This is a genomic window from Devosia aurantiaca (assembly GCF_011058215.1).
Lineage (GTDB): Bacteria > Pseudomonadota > Alphaproteobacteria > Rhizobiales > Devosiaceae > Devosia > Devosia aurantiaca.
Map to the genome: position 1 here is coordinate 1,031,853 of NZ_JAALFG010000001.1, position 25,560 is coordinate 1,057,412.

Consider the following 25,560-nt stretch of genomic DNA (forward strand, 5'->3'; position numbering starts at 1 on the left):
TCCCAGGAGAGCTGATTTTTGCTCCCGTCATGGGCAAATGTTCATCAGCTGCGACAAGCTGTCAAGCAGCGCGAAGCGATAATCTGCGCAAAAATTTACAATGTGAGCAAATGCCCGGCGTCAGGCGAGTAGCGTTGCGGCCGTGCTCTCGTCGGTGATGAGGCCGTTAGCGAGGCTTCGCAGCAGGGCAGCGCGAATGGCCGCGGCCTTGTTGGCGCCCATGGCGAGGGCAATCACCAGCCCGTTTTCGCGCGAGGGGATTGGTGCCGAGGCGACGCGATTATTGGTATGGCCTTCCACCAAGCGCCCCTCGGCATCAAAAACCCAACCGCAGATTTCGCCCACCGCGCCGGCCTTTTGCAATTCTTGATGCTCGGCCTCGGTGATGAAGCCATCGACCAGCAATGGCGCGTTTGCGCCCAAGTGTCCGATGCCGACAAAGGTGATGTGCGCCTGCGCGGCAAGGTGCAGCGTTGCCGTGATCATGGGCTGGCCATGCAGCATCTCGCGCTCGCGCGCCGAAGAGGCAATGACCGGCAAAGGCATGGGAAAGGATCGCGCCTTGACCGTGTCGGCAACGTTGAAGATGACGTTGTAAAAGGCAGCCGAGCCATCCGGCGCGATATTGCCGGTGAGTGAGACGACCTTGTGGTGCGGGCACTCCATCGGCTGCAATTGCTCGATTGCCGCTTTGAGCGTCCGCCCCGTACCGATCGCCATGACGATAGGGTCGGGGCGCTTGAGCCAGCGCTCGATTTCGGCGGCCCCGGCTTCGGCCACCCCGATCGTGCTCGATGTCGAGCCGGGATCGGAGGGGACCACTTCGCAATGGCTGAGCCCGAACCGCGTCTTGATCTGCTCGGCAAGGTCGAGGCAGCGCCCGATCGGATGATCGAGCCGGACTTTGATCAGGCCCTCGGAAATGGAAAGCGACACCAGCCGCTGTGCGGACTGGCGCGATATGCCCATCTTGGCGGCAATCTCGTCCTGGGTATTGCCCCCGACATAATAAAGCCAGCCGGCGCGGGCCGCGTCGTCGAGCCGGTTGGCGCTGTTATCCTGTCGCTGTGCCATCGAAATCCGCTGCCTGCCCCAAGGCAATAGGTATTGCCAATCGCGGGCAGGCTGCAAGCCGTCTGATCAGCCGCGGTTGAGGAAGTAAAAGACCGAATCCGCGACGACGATGAAGAGGACGATGAAAAGATCGTTCGCAACCGTGCCGTTTGCGGCGTCGTGCCGAGCACGGCGCGGTCGACCGTTTGCGCCGCCCGCGATTGCGATGGATTGTCTCCGGTAAGGTCCTGCTGATGCGGTTCGACCATGGCGTCTAGCGCTTGACTTGCTCGCCCGCTTCGCGCAGGGCGGCATATTGAAGGGTCACGGCTTCGATATTCTGGTCGAGCCAGTCGGTCATTGCCAGTTCTTCATCAAGGCTCATCTCGAGCAATTCGACAGCGCGCGGATTGTTGGTCTGGGTGGCGAGCGCGATCAGCGATTTGTAGGCCGCGATTTCAAAGTTTTCGAAGGCGAAGTTGGCAAAGCTGTTCTTGATGATTTCGTCGGGCGCCACCGTGTGGCCGAGGCTGGCCATGGTGCCGACCACCGAAAGCCCGAGGTCCTTGAGCGTCGACTTGTTTTCGTCGAGGTCGTCCAGCACCTGTTCCAGCCGCTGGATCTGCACCTCGGTTTCGGCGATGTGGCGCTCCAGCATCTGCCGCACTTCGGGATAGTTCTCGATGCGGCCCAGCTGCGGCTTCATGATCGAGAGCGCCTGATTTTCCATTGCGTGAGCGTTGCGAAGGCCGTCGACGAAGATGTCCTGCGTGGTCGTCATGCTGTTCTCCTGTGCAAGCGGAGCAGTCCGCTATTGGCCTGCCAACGGCTCAGCTGCGCGGCAGTTGCAGCAAAATTCCTGACAAATATAAAACTTTATTCAAATTGCATGCAGTCGAATTAACGAAACCAAGTAAGGTTAATTTTGGGTTGAGGCGTATATAGGTCGGTTAATACTTCCTTTATTCGAGCTTGCAGGTATCTATAAAGCAACGTTGGCGAGGCCGGCGCGGCGGGCGATGCCCAGCAGTACTGAGTAATTGGGAGAAGTAATATGCGTGCATTGTTGATCGCTGCGTCTTTGCTGGCAGTATCCATCTCGTCGGCCCACGCCGGCAACATCGCCCTGCAGCAGACGCAGAATGGCTGGCTGAACGACAGTGAAGTCCAGCAGACGTCGAATTTCTCGGGCAACAACAAGTTTGACACCCTGCAGAACGGCGACTTCAATTATGCCGGCGCTGTGCAGCGCGCGAACGGTGGCGAAAACATCGTCGTCAACACCCAGAACGGCGCCGTCAATTCGGCCTTCGCGAACCAGTCCTCGATCTTTGGCTTCAACGGCGTCCAGACCAAGCAGACCGGCCTCTTCAACCAGTCCGTGACCGAGCAGACCTCGACCCGCAACAGCAACGAAGCCTTCGTGACCCAGTCGGGTGAGCGCAACTGGGCCCGTACCAACCAGTCCGGTTCGGCCAGCGGCCTTAACGGTTCCGACACGACGCAGTCCGGCTTCGGCAATGTGTCTTCGACCAATCAGTTTGGTGAAGGTGGCCGCAACATCTCGCTGACCACCCAGGCCGGCGCCTTCAACCAGTCCAACACCGACCAGATCTCGGTCGGCGGTTCGAACCAGTCCTCGACCACCCAGAACGGCGTCGGCAACGTGTCGAGCGTCTGGCAGTCTGCAAACTAAGCAACAAAAAGCCCCGGCTGACGCACTGTCGGCCGGGGCTTTGCTTTGTTCGATCCGATCTAGAACTGGCCGGTGAACGACAGGGTCGGCGTGACGCTCCAGAGCGGAGCATAGATCAGGCCGGTGCTTTGCGATGCAGTGTTATAGGCCAGCGTGCCGCTCGTGCCGCCGGCATAAGTGTTCGTCGCAGTGGCGGCAACATCGCGCGACATGGTGGCGACGCGCGACAAGTAGTCGACCGTGGCGCCAAGCGTCAGCTGCCTTCTGGGAGAGATGGCCATGGTGAGGGCGGGCGAAATCCGCGCCGACCAGGCAAGCCCGTCGGCACTCAGATCGATGCCAATGGCATTGACGACGGTCGTCACCGCACCGCCGTTGGCGATCGAATAGTGCTCATCGCCACGCATGGTGTCGCGAACATAGTAGGCACCACCCTCAGAGACCAAGCGATGCCGTCACGTTGGTGGCGATCGGAGCAGAAATGCTGCCGCCGACCACGCCGCCGAAATAGCTCGAAAACAGCGCTTCGGTGCGCTCCATCGTATAGGTGGGGAAAGTGGTGGGGCCCGCTGCGACTTCAGGAATGTCGACGCTGATCCGCGTATTGGCCGACTGGCCGACAAATTTATAGCTTGGGCCGGCATAGGCCTGCACAGCCATGGAATTGAAGCTCGTGGAAAACGCCACCGTGGCATCGAGGCCGGTAAAGACGAAGCCACGGCTCACATCGGTGGTGACGGTCAAGCCCGTCAAATCGCCCGAGCCCAGAAAGACCGCGCCATCGGTCGCGGCCACCACACCGTAAGCAGCTGCACCGTTGACCGTACCCTGCTGTGTCGCGACGCCGCCCATGGCAAAGCTATTGTCGCCGCTCGCAGTGGTGACCGCATAACTATTGGCGCTGCCACCCGGATTGGTGTTGGTCACCGCGATGTTTTCGCCGCCGCCCTGGGGATTGGTGTGGTCGATCGTGGCGCTTGCCGAAGACGTGCCCGGAACTGCGTCGGTGTTGAGCACGATGACCGCGGCAGACGGCGTCGTATAACCGCCGATGCTGACGGTGCCGGGGCCCGTGAAACTGCCCCGCAGCCGCGTGCCCGAACTGGCGAAGGTGCCAAAGCCTGAAACGCCGACGCCGACATCGAAGCCGCCCACGCGGCCGACGCTCACCCCGCCGCTGACGCCGATATTGATACCAGCGCCCCGCCCGGTGGATGTCTCCGAAAAATCGCCACTGCCCGAGGTGGTGACGCCGGTCGCAAGATCGGGTGCCGCGAACACGCTCGGGCCCACGGTGATGCCCAGCGCTTTGCTTCCGAACTCTTGCGCATGCGCAGCATTGGTCAAGGCAACTGCCGAGAGCAGTGCTGCAGAAAAGCTCAGTTTCATCGCCCGACCAAGTTAAGATTTATGGTTAACGGACCATGCAGCAGTATAGTTAATCGCGATTTAAAAATCGTCGACCGCTTCGCGAGCCGAAGCAAAAAAGGTCACCGTTCGAACACATTAAGCGGCAACCGCGCGCCTCCATCATCGTTGCCCCGATGAGAGCTTGGAGATGGGCAATGGCGGGTCAGCAAAAAACTTCATCGAATGGGCGCGGGCGGCAGGCCGACGGGCCGCAACAGATTCCGCCCTCCGGATGGAAGGATGTGCTGCTGCGCACTTATCACGAGATCAACGACGATCGCGTCACGCTGATCGCTGCAGCGGTGACCTATTACCTGCTGCTGTCACTGTTCCCGACCATCACGGCTTTCGTCTCCATTTACGGCCTCTTCGCCGATCCGGCGACGGTGTCCGAACACATCAACCTTCTGGCCGCCGTCGTCCCGGAAGGCGGCATGGCCATCGTCAACGAGCAATTGGTCAAACTCACCAGCACCGGCGGCAGCACGCTCGGCATTGCGCTCCTGATCTCGGTCGGCATCGCGCTCTGGAGCGCCAGCTCCGGTGTCAAGACCATGTTCGAGGCCATGAATGTCGCCTATGACGAGCGCGAAAGCCGAAACTTCTTCGTCCTCAATGGCACGGCGCTCCTGTTCACCCTCGCCGGCATCGTCGGCGCCATGCTGATGATCCTTGCCGCCGTCGTCGTCCCCGCGGTCCTGTCCTTCATCGGGCTTGGCGAGGGCTTTGAATGGCTCCTGCGCATCGGCTCCTATGTGCTGCTCGCCCTGGTGCTGATGCTCGGCCTTGCCGCCCTCTACCGCTTCGGCCCCAGCCGCCAGCAGGCCAAGTGGCGCTGGGTCTCGCCGGGCGCCATCCTTGCCACCGTGATCATCCTCATCGTTTCGCTGCTCTTTTCCTGGTACGCCGCCAATTTCGGCAACTATGACGCCACCTACGGCTCGCTCGGCGGCCTCATCGCGCTCCTCACCTGGATGTGGATCTCCGTCACCGCCATCATCATCGGTGCCGAGCTCAATTCCGAGGCCGAAAAACAAACCCGCCGCGATTCCACCAAGGGCGCCGACTCGCCGCTTGGCCAGCGCGACGCCACGGCGGCAGATACGGTCGGCGAAGAGGCCGGTGAGGATCACGGCGATGACGACCTGGCCGGCAAGAGTGAGGAATGGATCGCCGGTTTCAAGGCGGCAAAGTCCAAATTCAAGCCGCAGCGCCGCCATTCGCTAGGCGCCATGACCGCCGCCCTGCCTCTGTCGCTGGCCCTCGGCGCCATGCGCCGCCGCGATCGCAAGTGATCGGAGCCAGCATGCGCAATCAGTGGCCGCGCCGGCTTTGGATCATCCGCCACGGCGAAAGCATGGGCAATGTCGCGCGCCAGGCCGCCATGGATGCGGGCCTTGCCGAGATCAACATCGATCATCGCGATATCGACGTTCCCCTGAGCTCCCTCGGCGAAGAGCAGGCGACCGCACTCGGCCGCTGGTTTGCGCGCCACTCGGAGGACGGCCTGCCCCAAGTCGTGCTGGCTTCGCCCTATGCTCGGGCAAACCGGACCGCCGAACTCATCAGCCAGCATGGCGGCTTTGCCGATGCCGAATTCTACCTCGACGAGCGCCTGCGCGAGAAGGAATTCGGCGTGCTCGACCGGCTGACCGCCCTCGGCATCCAGGAACGCTATCCCGACCAGGTCCGCTTCCGCACCGAATTGGGCAAGTTCTACCATCGCCCGCCAGCCGGCGAGAGCTGGTGCGACGTGGTGCTGCGCCTGCGCAGCCTTCTCGATACGGTCGGCCTCCACCATGCCGGCGAAGACGTGATGATCGTCGCCCATCAGGTGGTCGTCCTCTGCCTCCGCTATGTCATCGAGCGCATGAGCGAGGAACAGATCCTCGCCATCGATCGCGAGGGCGATGTCGCCAACTGCTCGATCACCGAATACCGGCTCCAGGAAGGCGGTAAGCGCGGCGGCGATCTGGTGCTTGAACGCTACAATTTCGTCGCCCCGCTCGAAGAACAGGGCGCCGAAGTGACCGCCGAACCGACGCTTGTCGGGACCAAAATCTGATGGACGAACTCACCGCCGAGTTCTTGCGCGCCAATCCTCTTCCCTTGCCCGAGGACGAAGTCGATAAGGATGCGCGAGGCCGTGTTGTGGTGGTGGGCGGCCATCGGGAAGTTCCCGGCGCCGTCTTGCTGGCCGGCGAGTCGGCGCTGCGGTCCGGTGCCGGCAAGGTGCAGATCGCGACGGTTACCAGTGCTGCCATGGGACTGGCACTGGCTATACCCGAGGCGCGCGTGACCGGCCTCTCCGAAACGGAGAGCGGCGATATCGGCGCCGAGAACAGCGCGCGCATCCGCACGATGATCCAGGACGAGGACGCCGTGCTGCTCGGTCCCGGCATGCTGGATGCCGACAATGCCGGTTCTTTATTCTCCGTCCTTCTCGAAACTCTTGAGAACCAAAGCCTGGTCTTCGATGCCGCAGCGCTTACTGGCCTTCGAGATCAAACAGGCCTGTTGCGCAAGTTTGCCGGCCGCTCGGTGATGACGCCCCATGCCGGCGAAATGGCAAGCTTTCTCGATATCGACCGCGACGCCGTCATGGCCGATCCGCTGGCCGCCGCACGTCAGGCAGCCGACGCTACCGGCATGGTCGTGGTGATGAAGGGCAGCGTCACCCATATTGTCGATCCATCGGGCCACATCGCCCTATGTCAGGAGGGTAATGTCGGCCTTGCCACTTCCGGCTCCGGTGACACCCTGGCCGGCATCATCGTCGGCCTTCTGGCGCGCGGCACTGCGCCGCTCCTCGCAGCGCAATGGGGCGTCTTCCTCCACGCCGCAGCCGGCGATCGGCTGAAGCAAAAGCATGGCTTGCTGGGCTATCTGGCCCGCGAAATTCCCGCCGAGATCCCCTCCATCCTTGCCGATCTTACTCCGGAAGCCCGATAACGTTAGCCATTGTGGTCGATGCAAAAGCGGTTCTGTGCCAGACTGCGGCCATGTCGCTTTCCGATCTCGACATCGCTGGCTATCGCTCTATCCGCGCCATCCGCTTTCCCTTGCGACAGCTGACCGTTCTGGTCGGCGGAAACGGTGTCGGCAAGACCAATCTTTATCGCGCGCTGGAACTCGTCCATGGCGCCGCCACCGGCGATCTTTCCATGGCCATTGCGCGGGAAGGGGGACTGGCCTCGGCGATCTGGGGCGGCAAACGCCGCGTCATCGACCAGCCGAGGCTGCGCTTCGAGGTCGGGCTCGACGCGCTTCTGCCTTCGAGCGAGGAAACATCGGTTCAGCCGCGCTACGCCGTCGAAGTCGGCTTTGGCGACAGCAAATATCAGGCGGTGTTCGCCCACGAGCCGCAGATCAAATCCGAAAGCCTTATCTTGCCTGGGCGCCGCCCAGTGACGCTGTTGGAACGGAAGGGGCCGAGCGCATGGTATCGCGACGATGCGGGCAAACGGCGGCAACTCGACCAGCCGCTTCTCGCCAGCGAAACGGCGCTTTCCGCCCTGCGGGGCACTTTGCCAGAACTCGATGCCGTGCGGCACCTAATCGCGAGCTGGCGCTTCTATCATGGTTTTCGCACCGACCAGGACGCCCCGCTTCGCCGTCCATCCCTTGCGCTGACGGCGCCCATGCTCGATGCCGATGGCGGCAATCTTGCCGCCGTTCTCGCTACCCTCCGCCACATCAGGGGCGATACCGTCGATATCGACCAGACGATCGATCGCGCCTTTCCCGGCGCGCGCCTCGACATTCCGCCGCCGGAACGAGATGCCTCGTTCACGCTGACCTTTCCCGATATGCCGCAAAGACCATTCGGACCAGCCGAGCTTTCGGATGGCACCTTGCAGTTCATCGCGCTTTTGGGAGCATTGCTGGCCTATCGGCCGCCACCCTTCATTGCCCTTAACGAGCCGGAAGCGAGCCTTCACACTGACCTCCTGCCGGCGCTGGCCCAGGCCATTGCCCGCGCCGCCCAGCGCAGCCAGGTCTGGGTCGTGACCCATTCCCCGATCTTGGCTGAGGCAATAGCGGACCAGACAGGCGTTGAACCCCGCCGCGTTATTCGACGCGACGGGGCCACTTGGCTCGAAGGATTGTCCGAGATCGGCACTTTTACGGACGATCCTTGAACCGTCCGCAATGTGGTTTGACCCTTAGCCGACGCGAACGCGCAGCATCTGGTAGGAGTATGGGGGCAGGGTGACCGACACCTTGCCGTCCGCGATCGTTGCGCCTTCACCCTTGCGCGGCGCGACCTGCTCCTGGTCCTTGGCGGTATTGACCGCCTTGAGGTCCGGATGGGTCATGACCTGGTGGTCGATCACCGTGCCGCCGGCAAAACCCTGAAGCTCGAGTTCGGTCTCGATGCTGTCCGTGGTGTGGCGGTTGACGAGGAAGAAGCTCAGCGTGCCGTCGTCGTTGCGCACGCCGGCAACGTCGACGAAGGGCGAAACCTTCGCATGCGGCGTCTCGTAGCCGGGCGAATTGACCTGCAGCTGCAGCGCCGTGCCGCGACCGAAGACCGAAGCGAAGTAGTAGGGGAAGTAGATGGTCTGCGCCCAAGCCGGGCCGCCCTTTTCGGTCATGATCGGGGCGATCACGTTCACCAGCTGGGCGATGCAGGCGATCTTCACCACATCCGAGCGGCGGATGAAGGTGTTGAGGATCAGGCCGACCATCAACACGTCTTCGAAATTGTAGATGTCTTCGAGCAGGCCCGGCGCATGCGGCCAGCCGCCATTGCCATCGAGGATCTCGCGATCCTTCTTGTTGGAATGGTACCAGACGTTCCATTCGTCGAAGCTGATATAAACGTCGCGCTTGGATTTGCGCTTGGCCTTGACCTGCTTGATGGTGGCGGCAACGGTCTCAATATAGGTGTCGAGCTTTTCCGCCAGCCCGAGGAAGTTCGGCGTGTTGTCGTCGCGGTTGGCAAAATACATGTGGAGCGAAATGTAATCCACATGGTCATAGGTGTGCTCGAGCACGATGCGTTCCCAATCGGGATAGCTCGGCATATCGGCATTGGACGAGCCGCAAACGATCAGCTCGAGCTTGCTGTCGAACATGCGCATGGCGCGGGCGGTGTTGGCGGCAAGCTTGCCGTATTCGACGGCGTCCTTGTGGCCGACCTGCCAGGAGCCGTCCATTTCGTTGCCAAGGCACCACATCTTGACGTTCCACGGCTCCTTGCGGCCGTTGGCGATGCGCAGGTCGGACCAGTAGGACCCGCCGGGATGGTTGACATATTCGAGGAAGTTGCGGGCCTCGTCGACGCCGCGCGAACCGAGGTTCACGGCCAGCATCATCTCGGTCCCGACAGTGGCGCACCAATCGGCGAATTCATGTACGCCGACCTGGTTGCTTTCCGACGTGTGCCAGGCAAGGTCGAGACGGACCGGGCGATCTTCACGCGGGCCGATGCCGTCTTCCCAGTCATAAGCGGAAACGAAGTTGCCGCCGGGATAGCGGACCACCGGCACGTTGAGCTTTTTCACAAGCTCGATCACGTCGCCGCGCATGCCGTCCTTGTCCGCGGTCGGATGGTCGGGCTCGTAGATGCCTTCGTAAACGGCGCGGCCCAAATGCTCGAGGAACGCCCCATAGACACGATCGTCGATCTTGGCGATCGTATAATCCTTGTTCGCGATAACCGTCGCTTTCACGGGGTCCCCTCCACTGGTTCCGATTTTCGGATTTATATCACGAAAGCGGTTCTACCCATGTGGCCAGTGATCTGCAATCCCATTAGTAACACTTTTGCTCAGGCGGTTTGCAAGCGCAGGATGATGTCCTGGTCGTAATTGCCGAAACCGCGGCCGAAGATGTTGATGCCGCCTGGATGCTTGGCGTCCTGCTTGACCGCAATGCGCAGCCGGATCGAGTGGTGATGGGCGAGATCGAGGTCGACCAGCGAGACCGGCGAAATCTTCATGCCATCGACATAGGTGCCGTCCTGCGTCACCCGCCAGCTCTTGAGCTTGCCATATTGGCTGCCCTTGAGCTTCCACCAGTCCGGCGTATAGACGCCGCGCTTGTCGCCGAAATCGCCGGTCGACATCCAGGTCCCGATCTCGGTGCCATTGACCGAGAGCGTGATGTCACTGGGCCAGTCGGCCGACGTGCCGGGCACTTCGGAACTGAGCTCGAGTGAAAACTCCATCACCTCGACCTGGCTGTCTGCAAGCTTGGCATTGTTGGGAAATTGGTATTCCACGAAGCCCCGGGTGAACCAGATCAGCCCCGCATTCATGCGTCCCGGATCGAGGAACGTGTCGGGCACATCGAGCAAGCCAACGATGCCATCAGCCGAGCAAAGGCCGCAAGGCGCCGACACTTCGCAGCTGGTGTAAAGCCCGAGCGGCATCGCGACTTCAATGCTGTTATTGCCCAGCGGCTTCATGTCTTCCTTGAACATCACCAGCACCTCGTCGAAGGTCGAGTGACAGATCTTCTGGTTGCCCTTGCGCGCCTTCTGCATCTCGGTGCGGATCAGCCCGGCATTTTCGAGAATCTGCAGATTGGTCGAAACGGTCGATTGTGGCAGGTCGAGCTTGGCCGCGATGTCGTTGCCGTTGAGCGGCCCCTGCACATGCAGGAGCTTCAGCATGCGGATGCGAATGGGCGAGGCCAAACCCCGGAGCACCTCCATGCCGTCCTCGGGATCGATGACCAGAAAATTGCGGCTCATAGGTGTTCCAGATCTCGTGACCGTTTTGTGTATCAAAGATCATGATCCAGTCATCGGATGCAAGCGGCTTTTCTGACCCCTTTGACAAGGGACAAACGCTGCATCAGTTTGCCACTCAAATTCGGCAGGCGAAGATCCGGTGCGAGGAAAAAGGGCACCCGACAGCGTCGTCTAGCCGAAGGCGCCTTTTAAAACTTACGCCGCTCACGAGGATAACTTGACCACCACCGCTTCTCCGCTCGCCCCCAATCCGCAGTTTCGTCGCGACTCCTGGATCGACCTTTGCGGCACCTGGGGCTTTGCCCATGACGACGCCAATCAGGGCATCAAGCAAGCCTGGTGGAACAAGCGCGACGCCTTCAACCGCCAAATCGTCGTCCCCTTTCCCCCGAAAGCGAGCTCTCGGGCCTCCGCGAAACCGGCTTCCACCCGGTGATCTGGTACCATCGCACCTTTACCGCGCCGCAGGTTTCCGCCGGCGAAAAACTGATGCTCAATTTCGGCGCCGTCGACTATGCGGCGACGGTCTGGGTCAACGGCCACTGTGTCGGCACCCATGAAGGCGGCCACGTGCCCTTCGCCCTCGACATCACCCATGCCCTGGGCGAAGGCGAGCAGACGATCGTCCTTCGTGCCGAAGATCCGCCTGAGGATGTGCGCATTCCGCGCGGCAAGCAGGACTGGCTCGAGGCGCCCCATTCGATCTGGTATTATCGCACCAGCGGCATTTGGCAGCAGGTATGGCTGAGCGTCGTGCCCGATCTGCACCTCACCGACATCCACTTCATCCCCGATGTCGCCAATTACCGCGTCCGTGGCGATTTCCGCCTCAACACCATGCCCGCCGAGCCCGTCGCGCTTACCGTCAAGCTCTCCGCCCAGGGCAAGCTCCTCGCCCAGCAGACCATGATGGTGGCTGATAGCGAGCTGCGCTTCGAAATCGCGTTGCCGCAGCTCGAAAACGGCGTGCATCGCGACGTCCTCCTGTGGACGCCCGAGCGCCCCAACCTCATCGATGTCGAGATCGTCCTCGAAGGTCCGCAACCCGACCGCGTTCACTCCTATCTCGGCATGCGTAGCGTCGGCGTCGGCGGCCAGCGCTTCCTCCTCAACGGCCTGCCCTATTACCTGCGCATGGTTTTGGGCCAGAACTATTGGCCCGAGTCCCACCTCACCGCGCCAAGCCCCGAAGCGCTCAGACGCGAAGTCGAGCTCATCAAGGAAATGGGCTTCAACGGCGTCCGCATCCACCAAAAGATCGAAGACCCGCGCTTCCTCTACTGGTGCGACGTCCTCGGCCTCATCGTCTGGGAAGAAATGCCCAGCGCCTATAGCTTCTCCAATTCCGCCATCGAGCGCTTGTCCAAGGAATGGATGGCCGCCATCCGCCGCGACAAGAGCCATCCCTGCATCGTCGCCTGGGTCCCGCTCAACGAAAGCTGGGGCGTCTCGCAGATCGCCGATCGCCCCGACCAGCAGCACTATGCCAGCGCCCTTTATCATCTCACCAAGGCGCTCGATCCGAGCCGCCCCGCCATCTCCAATGATGGCTGGGAGCTGGTCGAAAGCGACATCTGGTCGATCCACGACTATGCCCCCGACGGGGCAGGACTCAAGAGCCGCTTCCACGAGCCGGCCGATATCGAAGCCATGCTGCGCGGCATGGGTCCCGCCCGCCGCCGCATCGTCCTCAACGACCTGCCGATCGGCGACAAGCCGGTCATGCTCACCGAATTCGGCGGCCTCAGCTACCTCCCCAAGCAGGGCGAAAAGTGGCACGGCTATTCGACGGTCGACAACGAGCAGGATTTCGAAGACCGTCTGCGCGACATCTTCACCGCCATCGCCGCGATGCCGCACGTCGCCGGCTATTGCTATACCCAGGTCACCGACACCGAGCAGGAAACGAACGGCTTGCTAACCGCCGCCCGTGAGCCCAAGCTGCCATTCGAAACCCTGCGGGATATCACGACGCTCGCCGCAGCGTCCGTGCCGCATGAGCAGATCGACAGCGCCCGCAAGAAGGCGCGTGCCGCCGCCCAGGATGCTGAACCCATCCTCTGACTGCGCTTGGGTTTGATGCCGGAAATCTGATGTTTATCCGAAAGCGCGATTTATTTGCCGCCTAGGGATTGACTGTCGGCGATTTCCATCTGAAAAATATTACAAATGATCGCGCATCCGGGATGTCCCGGACAGCGCGGCGAAGGCGAAAATCGCCTGCTGGGAGAGATGCCTGATGTCCGATATCGTCCTCAAAGAGGTCAGCAAGTCCTATGGCGCGGTCAGCGTTCTGGACAAGGTCTCGATGCACATCGAGTCGGGCGAGTTCATTGTCTTCCTGGGCCCCTCGGGCTGCGGCAAGTCGACGCTTTTGCGCATGATTGCCGGGCTCGAGGAAGTCACCGGCGGCGAAATCCACTTGGGCGGCCAGCGCGTCGACCAGCTTCCGCCCAATGAGCGCGGCGTCGCCATGGTGTTCCAGAACTACGCGCTTTATCCGCACATGACCGTGCGCAACAACATGTCCTTCGGCCTCCAGAATGTCGGCACGCCAAAGGAAGAAATCACCCGTCGCGTGGAAGACGCCGCGCGCATGCTCGAAATCACCCAGCTGCTCGATCGCAAGCCCGCCCAGCTTTCCGGCGGCCAGCGCCAGCGCGTCGCCATCGGCCGCGCCATCGTTCGCGATCCCAAGGCCTTCCTTCTCGACGAGCCGCTGTCCAATCTCGATGCCGGCCTCCGCGTCCGCACCCGCCTCGAGCTGGCGCAACTGCACAATCGCATCAAGGCGACGATGATCTTCGTCACCCACGACCAGACCGAGGCCATGACGCTGGCGACCCGCATCGTCGTCATGAACAACAAGCGCATCGAGCAGATCGGTACGCCGATGGAAGTCTATTCCCGTCCGGCGACGCGTTTCGTGGCAAGCTTTGTCGGCTCGCCCGCCATGAACTTCCTGCCGGTCTCGGCCGTGGGCGAGGGCGGCTCTGGCGCGACCTTTGCCTTCTCGGGCCAATCGCCGGTACAGACCGCCGTATCGCTCGCCGGCTTGCCGCGCGATAACCTGACCCTGGGCATTCGCGCCGAAGCGGCCCATGTCGACCCCAATGGCGCCATCCAAGGCGTGGTCGACGTGGTCGAGCGCCTGGGCGAGCGCACCCTCGTTTACACAAAGCTGTCCGACGGCTCGACGCTGGTTGCCGAGGACAAGGGCATAAGCGCCGTTCAGGCGGGGGACACGATCCGCATTGCTCTCGATGGCAATGCCGCCATGGTCTTCGATGCGACCGGCAAGGCATATCACGCGGCCCGATAGGCCTGCGGATGGAGCCCAACGAGGCTCCAACAAGAATTCAGAGCCGCCACGAGCGGTTTTCTGAAACTAGGCGCGCAACGCTTCGCCAGTGAGCGCAAGGCCTGAGGAATGGCGGTGGGGTTCAAATCCCAAAGGGAGGTTTTACGTGCAGAAATTTTTCAAGATTGCCATGCTGTCTACCGTGGCAGCCCTGTCGATTGGCGCCGCACAGGCCCAGGAAAACGTCGTCTGGTGGGACTTCCTCAGCGGCGGTGACGGCGTGCGCATGAAAGCGCTGATCGAGCAGTTCAACACCGAACATGCCGGCGAAATCACCATCCAGCCGACGACGCTGGAATGGGGCACCCCGTTCTACACCAAGGTCCAGACCTCGGCTGCCATCGGCGAAGGTCCCGATGTCATGACCTACCACCTCTCGCGCGTGCCGCTTGGGGTCGAGTCCGGCGCCCTTGCCGAAATGAGCGCCGAAGACCTGTCCAGCGTCGGCCTTTCCGCCGACACCTTTGCCGCTGCCAACTGGGAAGCTGGTCAGAGCGACGGCAAGCAGTATGCCGTGCCGTTCGATATCCACTCCATCATTCTCTACTACAACAAGGACAAGCTGGCTGAAGCCGGGCTCCTTGGTGAAGATGGCAAGCCGACCGGCCTCGATGGCGCCGAAAACTTCATGGCTGCGCTGGAAAAGCTGAAGGCCGTTTCGGAAACCCCGCTCTCCGTCCAGACCTCGGGCGACGGTACGCCGTGGCGCGTATTCTACTCGCTGCTCGGCCAGCAGGACGGCGTCTTCCTGGGCGAAGACGGCACCTTCTTCCCCGACGAAACCATCCCGAAGGCCGTCAAGGCTGTCGAAACCATGGCTTCGTGGGTTGAAGCCGGCTACGCGCCTGCACTGACCGAATACGAAAACTCGGTGGCTCTCTTCACCTCCGGTGAATCGGCTCTCCATCTCAACGGCGTGTGGGAAGTTCCCACCATGACCGACCTTGCCGCCAAGGGTGAGCTTGGCTTCGAATGGGGCGCTATCGCCATCCCGACCTTCTTCGATCACCCCGCGACCTGGGCTGACTCGCATGGCTTTGCCATCCCGAACAATGTCGGCAAGGAAGTGACCCCGGAAAAGAAGGCCGCCGTTCTCGAAGTCATCTCCTGGTTCAACAAGAACTCGCTCGCCTGGGCCGATGCCGGCCACATCCCGGCCTATACCCCGGTCCGCGATAGCGAAGAGTTCAAGACCAAGGAACCAAACGCGACCTACTCGATCCTGGCCGACACGGCCGTCTTCGATCCCAAGTCGCCGCTCGCTGGCGTTGCCTCGCCCGTCTATGACGCCGTTGCCAACTACATCGCTCCGGCCATGAACGGCGAACTGGGTGCCCAGGAAGCCATCGACGAAATGAAGGCCGACCTTCAGGACCAGGCCGACTAACCCCTCCTCCCTGCACTTGTCCGGCGGCCAAAAGCTGCCGGACATCTTCTTGAGGCCCGGAGCACCATGATCAGGAACTACCGTCGCGAAGTCGCGGTCGCCTATCTGCTTATTCTTCCCTTCGTCTTGACCTATGGCATCCTGTTCCTGTGGCCGACCATCCAGATGGTCTATCTCAGCTTCACCGATGCGCCCCTGATCGGGCCCGGAAGCTGGGTCGGCCTTGAAAACTACTACGAGATGTTCGACGACCGCCGCTTCTGGACCGCGGTTCGCAACACGGCCTATTTCGTCGCGCTGACGGTTATTCCCAATACCTTGATCGGGCTTGCGATCGCCATGATGGTGTCGCGCCTCAAGGGCTGGCAGCAGAGCCTCATCCTCGCGATGTTCTTTCTGCCCTATATCCTGCCGGTCTCGGTGGTCTATCGCCTCTGGAACTGGATGTTCAACATTCAGTTCGGCATCTTGCAATATCCGATTTCTGCCATTGCCGGGGAGAACATCAACGTCTTCCGCACCCAGTGGCTGTTCATGCCAGCCGTGGCGCTGGTCACCATCTGGTGGACCTGTGGCTTCAATATTCTTCTGTTCCTCGCCGGCCTGCGATCGATCTCGCCCGATATCTACGAGGCGGCTTCGCTCGACAATGCCAATCGCTGGACCATCTTCCGCCGCATCACCTGGCCTCTGATCTGGCCGGTAACGGCGCTGGTGCTGACCATTCAGCTGATCCTGCAGCTAAAGATCTTCGACCAGGTCTATCTCTTTGTCCAGGGCGGACGACCGGACCCCTCGATGGTCATGGTGCAATATATCTATAGCCTTGCCTTCCAGAAGAACCAGGGCGGCTATGGCGCAACCGTTGCCGTGGCGCTGTTCGTGATCGTCATCGTCTTCTCCGTCCTGCAGTTCCAGCTGCTCCGCGCCCGAGGTGAAAAATGAGCGTTGCTGAAAGCCGCACCGCGGCACTCGCCGCCGACACGAGCCCGCGCGATCGCACCCGCAGGGGCCTTGATATCGGCGGGGTGATCCTGACGCTGGTCACGGTCGTCTTCGCCGTCCTTTGGGCCTTCCCGCTTTATTGGGGCATCATCACCTCGCTCAAGCCCGAGACGCAGGTCATCGCCAGGACTGTGGATTTCCTGCCCCGCACCTGGACCTTCGAAGCCTATTGGTCGGTCTTCGTAAACACCATGATCGGCCGCTGGTATCTCAACTCGCTGGTGACCTCGGTCGGCGTGACGATCCTGACGTTGATCATCAGCGCCACCACGGCCTATGCCCTCTCGCAGCTGCGTTTCCCCGGCCGCACGGTGATATGGTACATGATCCTGGCGAGCTTCATGGTTCCGGTCGCCGCGCTCATCGTTAACCACTTCATTCTGATGGCCCAGTTCGGGCTCATCAACAATTGGCTCGGCGTCATCTTCCCGCAGCTGATCCACCCCGTGGTGATCATCGTCTACAAGAACTTCTTTGACTCGGTGCCCAAGGAGTTCCGCGAGGCCGCCAAGATGGACTCGGCCAGCGAATGGCGCATCTTTTCGCGCATCTACCTGCCGATGAACTGGCATCACCACAGCGCTCGCCATCGTCACCTTTATCGGTGCCTGGAACAATTTCCTTTGGCCGTTCCTTGCGGTCTCGCGTCCGGAAATGATGAACGTTGCCGTCGGCATCACCCAGGTCAACGACGCTTTCGGCGTGGCCTATGCCCGCGAACTGGCTGCGGCCATCCTTGCCGCACTGCTGGTGGCTGTCCTTTACCTGATCTTCCAGCGCCGCGTGACCCAGGCCATCATGCTCTCGGCCGGCGTCAAGGGCTAAGACGCACAGAAGCTGAGCGGCCATTGCGAGGCGCCGCTCAGCCTCGCGCTGTCAGAACGACACCGCGATGTATTTGGGCTCCATGAACTCGGCAATGCCATGGACACCGCCCTCACGGCCGAGCCCGCTTTGCTTGACGCCGCCAAAAGGCGCAGCCGGATCGGAAACAAGACCGCGGTTCAAGGCGATCATGCCGGCCTCGATCCGACCACACACGGCCAGTCCGCGCTTGAGATCGCCGGTGAACACATAGGCGGCAAGGCCATATTCCGTGTCATTGGCAAGCGCCACCGCTTCGTCCTCGGTGGAGAAGCGATAAAGCGGCGCCACCGGGCCAAAGATTTCTTCCCTCGCCATTTCGGCCGCGACCGGCACGTCGACCAACACGGTCGGCGGGTAGAAGTAGCCCCGACCCTCAGTCCGCTCACCACCGGTCAAAACGCGGGCGCCCTTGCCCACGGCGTCGGCGACAAGGCTCTCGATCTTGTCGACCGCTTTTTGGTGATCATCGGCCCGCAGGCCGTTGCCGGATCGGTACCCGCACCGACGCGCAGAGCCGCCATGCGCTTGGTCAGCCCTTCGGCAAAGCGATCGTAGATGCCGTCCTGAACGATAAAGCGGTTCGCCGCTGTGCACGCCTCGCCGGCATTGCGCATCTTGGCGACCATGGCGCCGTCGAGCGCCGCCTCGAGGTCGGCATCGTCGAAGACGACGAAGGGTGCATTGCCGCCCAACTCCATCGAGCAGCTGAGAACGGTCTTCGCCGCCTCGGCCAGGAGCGTACGGCCAACCCCGGTCGAGCCGGTGAACGAAAGTTTGCGCACGCGCGCATCGTTGAGCATGGCCGCTGTCACCGGTCCGGCCCGCTTGGTGGTTAGCACATTGACCACGCCGGCCGGCACGCCGGCTTCGGCATAAATATCGGCCAGGGCATAGGCGGTAAGCGGCGTTTCGCTTGCTGGCTTCAGCACCACCGTGCATCCGGCCGCAAGCGCCGGCGCGATCTTGCGCGTCGCCATCGCCGCCGGGAAATTCCACGGCGTGATCAGCACCGCGATGCCGATCGGCTCCATGTCGACCAAGATGCGATTGCTGCCCGAAGGCGCCATCCGGTATTCGCCGGCAATGCGCACCGCTTCCTCGGCATACCAGCGGAAGAACTCGGCCGCATAGGTCACCTCGCCCCGCGCATCGCTCAGCGCCTTGCCGTTCTCGAGCGAGATCAGCATGGCCAGCTCGTCTGCCCGTTCTAGCATAAGCGTATGGCAGCGCAGCAGGATTTCCGCGCGCTTCCGAGGCGGCGTCGCGCGCCAGCCAGGTGCTGCTGCATGCGCAGCATCAACCGCGTTCATAGCCTGTTCATCGGAGGCGTTCGGGACCTCCGCAATCACCTCTTCGGTCGCCGGATTGATCACCGGAATTCCCCACCAACGACCCATTTCCCACCAATAAACAGCCCCTTGGCATAGCGCGAACAGTCTAAGTCGTTGATATCGTTTAGCGCTATATTCCTCATGATCGCTCCCTGAGCTCGCTCTCTTCATAGCTTGAGGCCGGGTCTGGTCATAGCAGCCCCGGTCCATTACCTTGCGCCTCCAAGGTGAATGGCACAGGACCGATTATCCAGCATGAAACTTGTTGAGCTCTTTCCGATCGAGCGCGTTTTTGTCGGCGTCGATGTAGCAAGCCGGCGCGATCTTCTCGCGTTTTTTGCGCAAAAGGCTGCGGAACTGGGTCTGGTCGATCGGCAGGATTGTCAGCAGGGCTTAGCCGACCGCGAGGATCTGGGCTCGACTGGTCTTGGCAACGGCATTGCCATCCCCCATACGCGCATCGAGGGGCTCGACCATGCCATCGGCATGTTCGCGACGCTCGCGCGGCCGATCGACTTTGAGGCCGTGGACCAGGAGCCGGTCGATATCACTTTCATGCTGATCCTGCCCGAACAGGCCTCGGGCGAGCCGATGAAAGCTCTTTCGCGCGTCGCTAAGATTGCACGCCAGGAACCGATCACGAATGCGCTACGCCGCGCGCAATCATCCGAAGAAGCGCTGGCGATCTTCCAGAAGGCTGACGCAGAGCTTTGATGCTTTATTGATCGACGGGCTTTTCCAAGACCGCCGGCACTTCGGATGATCCTTCCACCCGGTCGCGATGAAGGGCGGCGCGGGCCAGCAGCATCAGGGTCACGGGCGTCGTGACGCTGACGAAGACGAAGATCAAGACTTCATGCGCAATGAACCGTCCCTCGCCCAGGCTGGCGAGAATGGCGGATGCCAGGAGCACGCCGATGGCCCCGAAACTTGTGCCCAAAGTCGGGGCATGGATGCGCTGGTAAAATGATGGCATGCGCATAAGGCCGATCGCACCGACGAAAGTCAGCACCGCACCGGCCAGCACCAGAAACGAGATAATGATGGCGGCCCAAAGCGGGATGGTTTCGAAATTCATTCGATGACCTCGCCGCGCATCAGGAACTTGGCCAGCGCCACGGTGCCGACAAAGCCCAAAAGCCCGATCAGCAGGGCGACTTCAAAATAGATCGTCGTGCCCGCCTTCATGCCGAAAGTGACCAGCAACAGCATGGCCACGACATACATCGAATCCAAACTCAAGACACGGTCCTGCGCCCGCGGTCCGATGATCAGCCGGCAGAGCGTCACCAGCATGGCGGCGCCGAGCATGACCTGGGCCACGGTGATGCTCCAGAAAAGGATGGCTGCGCTCATTGGAAGATCTCCACAGCCAGCAGGGATTCATAGCGGCGCTTGATGGTGTCTATCCACTCAGCTTCGTCGATCAGATCAAGCACATGGATGAGGACCGTGCTTTCCGCCGGACTATATTCGAGCCAGGCGCTGCCGGGGTTGCGGTGACGATGCAGGAGAGGACGGCCAGTCCCGCTGGGTCCTTGAGCTCCAGGGGCATCTTGATGAACGCCGCCGTGGTCTTGCGGCGCTCGCCGGCGATGACGATGCGGGTGACCGCGATGTTGGAGCGCAAGATATCGACCGTGACTTCGGCGAGGAGCTTGAGGATCAGATCCGGGCGGCGGATGCGGGGCTGATGCGGTTGCAGTCGCGCCATGGCATGGGACGCCGCAAACGCAACGACGAAGCCCAAAGAACATGGCCCAGCCCTGCCGACTGCTGCAGCAGCAGCCACATGATGGTGAGGGCAATGGTCAAAAGCGGGTAGGGAAAGAGCCGGCTCATGGCGCGCTTCCCCGCACGAGGCTGGTTATGGCGTCCTGGCCCATGACTTCCATCACGTAATATTCGGGAATGGTCACGAGCGATGCGGTGCTCTCGAGATATTCGAGCACCGATGCGGGAATGGCGCTGAGGCCGACGCACAGCGCCAACAGCACGACGATCGGCAGCACTTCGCTAAGCCTTGCCCTTGCGGCGCCGGGCTCAAGCGTTGCCCAAAAGATGTTGATGCCGCTGCGGGCCATGGCGATAAGCACGCAGAGCCCCGAGACGATCAGCGTCGCCGTCAGCCACCACGCTTGCGTCGGAGGGGTGTCGCCGACGTTGAGCGCGGTGCTCAGCATGGCGAATTTGGCTAGGAAGCCAGAAAGCGGGGGAGGCCGGCAAGAAGCAGGCAGCAAATTCCGAAGCTCACGCCCAAAAAGGCCGTGCTTGCCGGGATGACAAGGCCGGCTTCTTCGGCCTCGGGCTCTTCATCGTCGTCGCGTTCGCCATAGGCTTCCATCGTCACTGCCAAGACGTCGGCGCCGACGATACGGGAGCGTTCGATGATCTCGATCAAAAGGAACAGGGCGCCGATCGCAAAGCTCGAAATGACGAGATAAAACAGTGCCCCACTCATGACGCCGGCGCCGCCAAAGCCGATGGCGGCGAGCAGCGTGCCTGAGGACACCAGCACCAGATAGCTGGCGAGCCGCATGCTGGTTTGTGCAGCGAGGACGCCGATCGTCCCGAAGGCAAGGGTGGCAAGCCCGCCGATGAAGAGCACATTGTGGCTGAAGCCGACCACGCCATCGGCTTCTGCCGCAAACAAGAGGTAGGAGAGGCGCAAGAGCGCGTAAACGCCCACCTTGGTCATGATCGCAAACATCGCCGCCACCGGTGCCGCAGCGACCGAATAAGCGTTTGGAAGCCAGAAGCTGATCGGCCACATGCCGGCCTTGATCAGGAAGGTGAGGCCCAGTAGTCCCAGCCCGGCATCGAGCAGCGCGCGATCTTCCACCGCAACCTGGGGGATGCGGAGGATGAGGTCCGCCATGTTGAGCGTGCCGGTCGTGCCATAGATCAGCGCGGCGCCGATCAGGAACAGGAACGAGGCGATGAGGTTGACGGCGATATAGTGCAGCGATGCCTTGACGCGTGCCGTGCCGCTGCCATGCAGCAAAAGGCCATAGGATGCGGCCAGCATTACCTCGAAGAACACGAAGAGGTTGAAGACGTCGCCGGTGAGGAAGGCGCCGTTGAGCCCCATCAAGAGGATCTGGAGGATTGCCGGAAAGTTCGGACCGGCGCTGTACCAGCGCGCCAGCGAGAAGGTGAGGGTCGCAAGGCCAAGGATCGAGGTGACCAGTACCATCAGCACCGAGAGCCGGTCGGCGACGAGGACGATGCCGAAGGGCATGGGCCAGTCACCCAGCGCATAGGTCTTGATCAACTCGCCTTCCGAAGGCCCCAGATGCACCGTCGGCACGGCAAGCAGCAAGGCAATGCAGACGAGGAGCGCCGTCGAGCCGACGCTGATGCCCACCTTGAGATTGCGGAAGCGATCGTCGAGCAGGGTGACGAGCACTGCAGTGGCGAGCGGCAAAAGAATCGGGAAGATGACCAGATGATCGAAAAAGTTCATGGTCTTAATCCCGCCCATCGACATGGTCGGTGCCGGTAAAGCCACGTGCGGCCAGCAGGACGACAAGGAACAGCGCCGTCATGGCAAAGCCGATGACGATGGCCGTCAACACCAAGGCCTGCGGCACCGGATCCGTGTAGGCCGCCGGATCCATATTGGCGCGATCAAGGATTGGCGCCGCGTCGATGCGCAGTCGGCCCATGCTGAAGATAAAAAGATTGACCGCATAGGAGATCAGCGACAGCCCGACGATCACCTGGAAGGTGCGCGGGCGCAGGACGAGATAAACACCCGAGGCGGTAAGAACACCGATGGCGAGGGACAGAACCAGTTCCATCAGCGTGCCCCCTCGCTCGCTTGCGCCGTTGCGGGCGGAGCGGAACGCGTACCCCGTGCGGCCCGTGGCGAGCGGACCGATTGGTGCGCCAGCGCGATCAGAATCAGAACGGTCGAGCCGACCACGAGCATGAAGACGCCCAGGTCGAACAGCAACGCCGTCGCAAGGGGGACCCGTCCAATCAGTGGAATGTCGGCATATTGGAAATAGGTGGTGAGGAACGGAAAGCCGAAGAGCCAGGAGCCGGCGCCGGTCAGAAGCGCGATGCCTAGACCCGATCCGATCCAGATCACCGGCAGGATGCGCAGCCGGTCTTCCACCCAGCGGGTGCCGCCAGCCATATATTGCAGGATAAAGGCAATCGACATGGTGATGCCGCCCACAAAACCGCCGCCGGGCAGGTCGTGACCGCGCATGAACAGGTAGACGGCTACGGTGATCACGACCGGGAACAGCCATTGCATGATCTGCGACGGGACCAGGAGGTAAGCGGCAATCGTGTCGCCCGGATTGCGATCGGGTTGGTCACTATCAAAGGCGTTCTGCACCAATTGTTGCTGCGGTTTGGCGATGCTTTCCCGAGCCGGGCGGAAGCGGCGCAGCAGCGAAAAGACCGTGAGCGCCACGACGCCCAGCACAGCAATTTCGCCGAAAGTATCGAAGGCGCGGAAATCCACCAGCATGACATTGACCACATTGGTGCCGCCACCCAGGCCATAGGCGTTTTCGAGGAAAAAGCTGGCAATGCCGTCAAGGGCAGGGCGCGTCATGATGAGATAGGACATGGTCGCAAGACCGATCCCTGCCGCAAGCGCGACGACCATATCGCGATAGCGCCGCAGACGATCGCGCAGCACGGTGGCATCGCTTTCCCTTGTGGGAAGGCGCTGCGGCAGCCAGCGCAGGCCGAGCAGGATCAGAACCGTGGTTGCGATCTCGACCACGAGCTGGGTCAACGCCAGGTCGGGCGCCGAGAACCAGACAAAGGTCATGCAGGTCACAAGGCCCGCGCCGCCGAGGAGGATCATAGCCGCGAAGCGATGAAACTTGGCCTGATAAGCCGCGGCAAGCGCACAGGCGCCGCCGACCAGCCACATAAAGGCAAAGACCGGATCAAAGGGCGTCACCGGCATCACCAGCGAGCCGATGCGGTTCCAGAGCGGCAGCGCGCCGACCAGGACGGCCAGCGCGATGATGATCAGGAGCTGCGGCTGCAGGCGGCGTGTCCCGAACAGCCCGTTGAGCGCGCGGGCCCAGCGCCAGGTGACGGTGACCAGCACCTTTTCGAAGATGCGCTGGCCGCGGAAGCGATGCAGCAGCGGCGTGCCGTCGCGTTCGCCGTTGAGATAGCGGTAGAAGGCCAGATAAAGCACGCCGCCACCGATCAAGGCCACGATGCTCATGATCAGCGGCAGGTTGAAACCGTGCCACACCGAAAGGCTGTAATAGGGCGTTTCGTCGCCCAGAACCGAGACCACCGCTGCCGCCAGATAAGGCCCGATGGTGATGCCCGGAATGATGCCGACAGCCAGGCAAATCAACACCAGAAGCTCGATCGGTCGTCGCATAAGGGCAGGGGGCTCGTGCGGGACACGGTCGAGCGCTGTGGGCGGCGGGCCGAAAAACACCCCATGCACGAAGCGGATCGAATAGGCGACGCTGAACATGCCGGCAATCGTCGCGCCGATCGGCAGCGCCAGGTTGACGAAGGCATTGGGGTCGAACTCGGCCGTTTCGGTGAAGAACATTTCCTTGGAAAGGAAGCCGTTGAGCAGCGGCACGCCGGCCATGGCAGCGCTGGCGATCATGGCCAGTGTCGCGGTGAAGGGCATGAATTTATAGAGGCCGCTCAGGCGGCGGATGTCGCGCGTGCCGGTCTCGTGGTCGATGATGCCGGCCGCCATGAATAGCGAGGCCTTGAAGGTCGCATGATTGGCAATGTGGAAGATGGCCGCAACCAGTGCCAGCGGCGACCCCATGCCGATCAGCGTGGTGATGAGACCGAGATGGGAGATGGTCGAATAGGCCAGCAACCCCTTGAGATCGCGCTGGAACAGCGCCGCATAGGCGCCGATCATCAGCGTGATGAGGCCCGCAAAGGTCACGATCCAGAACCAGCCGTCGGTCCCCGACATGACGGGCCAGAACCGGACCAGGAGGAACACGCCGGCCTTCACCATGGTGGCGGAATGAAGATAGGCCGAGACCGGGGTCGGCGCCGCCATGGCGTGGGGCAGCCAGAACTGGAACGGGAACTGCGCGCTCTTGGTCATGGCGCCGAGCAGCATCAGGATCAGCGCGACATTATAGAGCTCGTGATTGCGGATCAGGTCGCCCGAGGCGAGGATCACATCGAGATCGTAGCTGCCCACGATGTGGCCGATGATCATCAGCCCGACAAAGAGCGCGAGGCCGCCGGTGGCCGTCACGATCAGCGCCATGCGGGCGCCGTCGCGGGCATCGCTGCGATGGTACCAATAGCCGATCAGCAGGAACGAGATGAGGCTCGTCAGCTCCCAGAAAACGGCGAGCTGGATGATGTTACCGGCAGTGACGAGGCCGAGCATGGCGCCCATGAAGGCCAGGAGAAAGCCGAAAAAGCGCGGCACCGGATCCTTGGGCGACATGTAGTAGCGCGTGTAAAGCACCACCAGAAAGCCGATGCCGGTGATGAGCACGCAGAAGAGCCAGGCAAAGCCGTCCAGGCGGAAAATGAGGTTCAGCCCCAGCGAGGGCAGCCACTCGATCTCGTAGCGCACCACCCCGCCATCGGTGATCTGCGGATAAAAAGCGATGGCAAGCGTAAGAAGACCAAGCGTCAGCGCGCCCGAGAGCCAGGCTTCGGCATTACGGGCATTTGCAGGGAGGGCAGCGGCAACAAGCGCGAAGAGAAATGGAAGAGCGACGATGACAACGAGCAAGAAACTGGGTGGCATCAACGCGT

General features: G+C 61.8%; 22 protein-coding genes and 4 pseudogenes. 12 read left to right on the forward strand and 14 right to left on the reverse strand.

The window, feature by feature from the left end; genetic code table 11:
* Positions 1-120: 120 nt before the first annotated feature.
* Positions 121-1,074 carry a sugar-binding transcriptional regulator gene (locus G5575_RS05305; RefSeq protein ID WP_164533384.1) on the reverse strand — a complete coding sequence of 318 codons (954 nt, stop codon included), beginning with the start codon at positions 1,072-1,074 and terminating at the stop codon, positions 121-123.
* Between the two features lie 253 nt (positions 1,075-1,327).
* Positions 1,328-1,834 carry a ferritin-like domain-containing protein gene (locus G5575_RS05310; RefSeq protein ID WP_164533385.1) on the reverse strand — a complete coding sequence of 169 codons (507 nt, stop codon included), beginning with the start codon at positions 1,832-1,834 and terminating at the stop codon, positions 1,328-1,330.
* Positions 1,835-2,107: 273 nt separating this feature from the next.
* Between G5575_RS05310 and G5575_RS05315 the strand changes: the two genes are divergently transcribed.
* Entirely contained in the window at positions 2,108-2,749 is a 642-nt protein-coding gene (locus G5575_RS05315; RefSeq protein ID WP_164533386.1) for a hypothetical protein, read from the forward strand.
* Positions 2,750-2,808: 59 nt separating this feature from the next.
* On the opposite strand, the gene G5575_RS05320 is transcribed toward G5575_RS05315, so the two are convergent.
* Both G5575_RS05320 and G5575_RS05325 read right to left on the reverse strand, forming a co-directional pair.
* On the reverse strand, positions 2,809-3,195 hold the full coding sequence (locus G5575_RS05320; RefSeq protein WP_164533387.1) for a hypothetical protein: 387 nt from the start codon (positions 3,193-3,195) through the stop codon (positions 2,809-2,811).
* Complete coding sequence (locus tag G5575_RS05325; RefSeq protein WP_164533388.1) at positions 3,185-4,138, reverse strand: hypothetical protein; 954 nt, start codon at positions 4,136-4,138, stop codon at positions 3,185-3,187. The genes G5575_RS05320 and G5575_RS05325 overlap by 11 nt, the downstream gene beginning before the upstream one ends.
* 263 nt (positions 4,139-4,401) lie before the next feature.
* On the opposite strand from G5575_RS05325, the gene G5575_RS05330 reads away from it, so the two are divergent.
* Genes G5575_RS05330 through G5575_RS05345 form a run of 4 tightly spaced genes read left to right on the forward strand, consistent with a single transcriptional unit; the run spans position 4,402 to position 8,301 of the window.
* Positions 4,402-5,454, forward strand: coding sequence for a YihY/virulence factor BrkB family protein (locus G5575_RS05330; protein ID WP_328765856.1), 1,053 nt, complete (start codon positions 4,402-4,404; stop codon positions 5,452-5,454).
* An 11-nt stretch (positions 5,455-5,465) separates the two neighbouring features.
* The gene (locus tag G5575_RS05335) at positions 5,466-6,224 is read left to right on the forward strand and encodes a histidine phosphatase family protein (RefSeq protein ID WP_164533390.1); all 759 of its coding nucleotides are present in this window, start codon (positions 5,466-5,468) and stop codon (positions 6,222-6,224) included.
* Positions 6,224-7,111, forward strand: a complete 888-nt coding sequence (locus G5575_RS05340) for an NAD(P)H-hydrate dehydratase (RefSeq protein WP_164533391.1) — start codon at positions 6,224-6,226, stop codon at positions 7,109-7,111. Before G5575_RS05335 ends, G5575_RS05340 begins: the two co-directional genes overlap by 1 nt.
* 50 nt (positions 7,112-7,161) lie before the next feature.
* The gene (locus tag G5575_RS05345; RefSeq protein ID WP_164533392.1) at positions 7,162-8,301 is read left to right on the forward strand and encodes an AAA family ATPase; all 1,140 of its coding nucleotides are present in this window, start codon (positions 7,162-7,164) and stop codon (positions 8,299-8,301) included.
* A 24-nt stretch (positions 8,302-8,325) separates the two neighbouring features.
* On the opposite strand, the gene arfA is transcribed toward G5575_RS05345, so the two are convergent.
* Both arfA and G5575_RS05355 read right to left on the reverse strand, forming a co-directional pair.
* A complete protein-coding gene (gene arfA, locus G5575_RS05350) occupies positions 8,326-9,837 on the reverse strand; it encodes an arabinosylfuranosidase ArfA (protein ID WP_164533393.1) in 1,512 nt (503 codons plus the stop codon).
* A gap of 98 nt (positions 9,838-9,935) precedes the next feature.
* Positions 9,936-10,862, reverse strand: a complete 927-nt coding sequence (locus G5575_RS05355; RefSeq protein ID WP_164533394.1) for an ArsR/SmtB family transcription factor — start codon at positions 10,860-10,862, stop codon at positions 9,936-9,938.
* Between the two features lie 217 nt (positions 10,863-11,079).
* On the opposite strand from G5575_RS05355, the gene G5575_RS19265 reads away from it, so the two are divergent.
* The 6 genes and pseudogenes from G5575_RS19265 to G5575_RS05380 all read left to right on the forward strand — a co-directional run bounded on the left by G5575_RS19265 (position 11,080) and on the right by G5575_RS05380 (position 17,440).
* A complete protein-coding gene (locus G5575_RS19265; RefSeq protein WP_207632995.1) occupies positions 11,080-11,298 on the forward strand; it encodes a hypothetical protein in 219 nt (72 codons plus the stop codon).
* Positions 11,295-12,926 (forward strand): glycoside hydrolase family 2 protein, encoded by a 1,632-nt coding sequence (locus tag G5575_RS05360; RefSeq protein WP_207632996.1) that lies wholly within the window; start codon positions 11,295-11,297, stop codon positions 12,924-12,926. The genes G5575_RS19265 and G5575_RS05360 overlap by 4 nt, the downstream gene beginning before the upstream one ends.
* Positions 12,927-13,101: 175 nt before the next feature.
* On the forward strand, positions 13,102-14,184 hold the full coding sequence (locus G5575_RS05365) for an ABC transporter ATP-binding protein (protein WP_164533395.1): 1,083 nt from the start codon (positions 13,102-13,104) through the stop codon (positions 14,182-14,184).
* Positions 14,185-14,329: 145 nt separating this feature from the next.
* A complete protein-coding gene (locus tag G5575_RS05370) occupies positions 14,330-15,610 on the forward strand; it encodes a type 2 periplasmic-binding domain-containing protein (RefSeq protein ID WP_164533396.1) in 1,281 nt (426 codons plus the stop codon).
* A 66-nt stretch (positions 15,611-15,676) separates the two neighbouring features.
* Positions 15,677-16,555, forward strand: coding sequence for a carbohydrate ABC transporter permease (locus G5575_RS05375; protein WP_164533397.1), 879 nt, complete (start codon positions 15,677-15,679; stop codon positions 16,553-16,555).
* Positions 16,552-17,440 (forward strand): annotated as a pseudogene (locus G5575_RS05380) (carbohydrate ABC transporter permease). The gene G5575_RS05375 and the pseudogene G5575_RS05380 overlap by 4 nt, the downstream one beginning before the upstream one ends.
* Before the next feature lie 51 nt (positions 17,441-17,491).
* On the opposite strand, the pseudogene G5575_RS05385 reads toward G5575_RS05380, so the two are convergent.
* Positions 17,492-18,956: pseudogene (locus tag G5575_RS05385) on the reverse strand (NAD-dependent succinate-semialdehyde dehydrogenase).
* Positions 18,957-19,068: 112 nt separating this feature from the next.
* Here G5575_RS05385 and G5575_RS05390 point away from each other — a divergent pair.
* Complete coding sequence (locus G5575_RS05390; RefSeq protein ID WP_164533398.1) at positions 19,069-19,527, forward strand: PTS sugar transporter subunit IIA; 459 nt, start codon at positions 19,069-19,071, stop codon at positions 19,525-19,527.
* Between the two features lie 4 nt (positions 19,528-19,531).
* Here the strand turns inward: G5575_RS05390 and mnhG are convergent, their stop codons facing one another.
* The 7 genes and pseudogenes from mnhG to G5575_RS05420 form a co-directional block, all read right to left on the reverse strand.
* On the reverse strand, positions 19,532-19,891 hold the full coding sequence (mnhG, locus tag G5575_RS05395; RefSeq protein WP_164533399.1) for a monovalent cation/H(+) antiporter subunit G: 360 nt from the start codon (positions 19,889-19,891) through the stop codon (positions 19,532-19,534).
* Entirely contained in the window at positions 19,888-20,169 is a 282-nt protein-coding gene (locus G5575_RS05400) for a K+/H+ antiporter subunit F (RefSeq protein ID WP_164533400.1), read from the reverse strand. The genes mnhG and G5575_RS05400 overlap by 4 nt, the downstream gene beginning before the upstream one ends.
* A pseudogene (locus G5575_RS21535) lies at positions 20,166-20,527 on the reverse strand (Na+/H+ antiporter subunit E). Before G5575_RS21535 ends, G5575_RS05400 begins: the two are co-directional and overlap by 4 nt.
* Entirely contained in the window at positions 20,479-20,655 is a 177-nt protein-coding gene (locus tag G5575_RS21540) for a hypothetical protein (protein ID WP_328765858.1), read from the reverse strand. Before G5575_RS21540 ends, G5575_RS21535 begins: the two are co-directional and overlap by 49 nt.
* Positions 20,652-22,279 (reverse strand): annotated as a pseudogene (locus G5575_RS05410) (monovalent cation/H+ antiporter subunit D). The gene G5575_RS21540 and the pseudogene G5575_RS05410 overlap by 4 nt, the downstream one beginning before the upstream one ends.
* A gap of 4 nt (positions 22,280-22,283) precedes the next feature.
* A complete protein-coding gene (locus G5575_RS05415; protein WP_164533401.1) occupies positions 22,284-22,616 on the reverse strand; it encodes a Na+/H+ antiporter subunit C in 333 nt (110 codons plus the stop codon).
* Complete coding sequence (locus tag G5575_RS05420; RefSeq protein WP_164533402.1) at positions 22,616-25,552, reverse strand: monovalent cation/H+ antiporter subunit A; 2,937 nt, start codon at positions 25,550-25,552, stop codon at positions 22,616-22,618. The genes G5575_RS05415 and G5575_RS05420 overlap by 1 nt, the downstream gene beginning before the upstream one ends.
* Positions 25,553-25,560 lie beyond the last annotated feature (8 nt).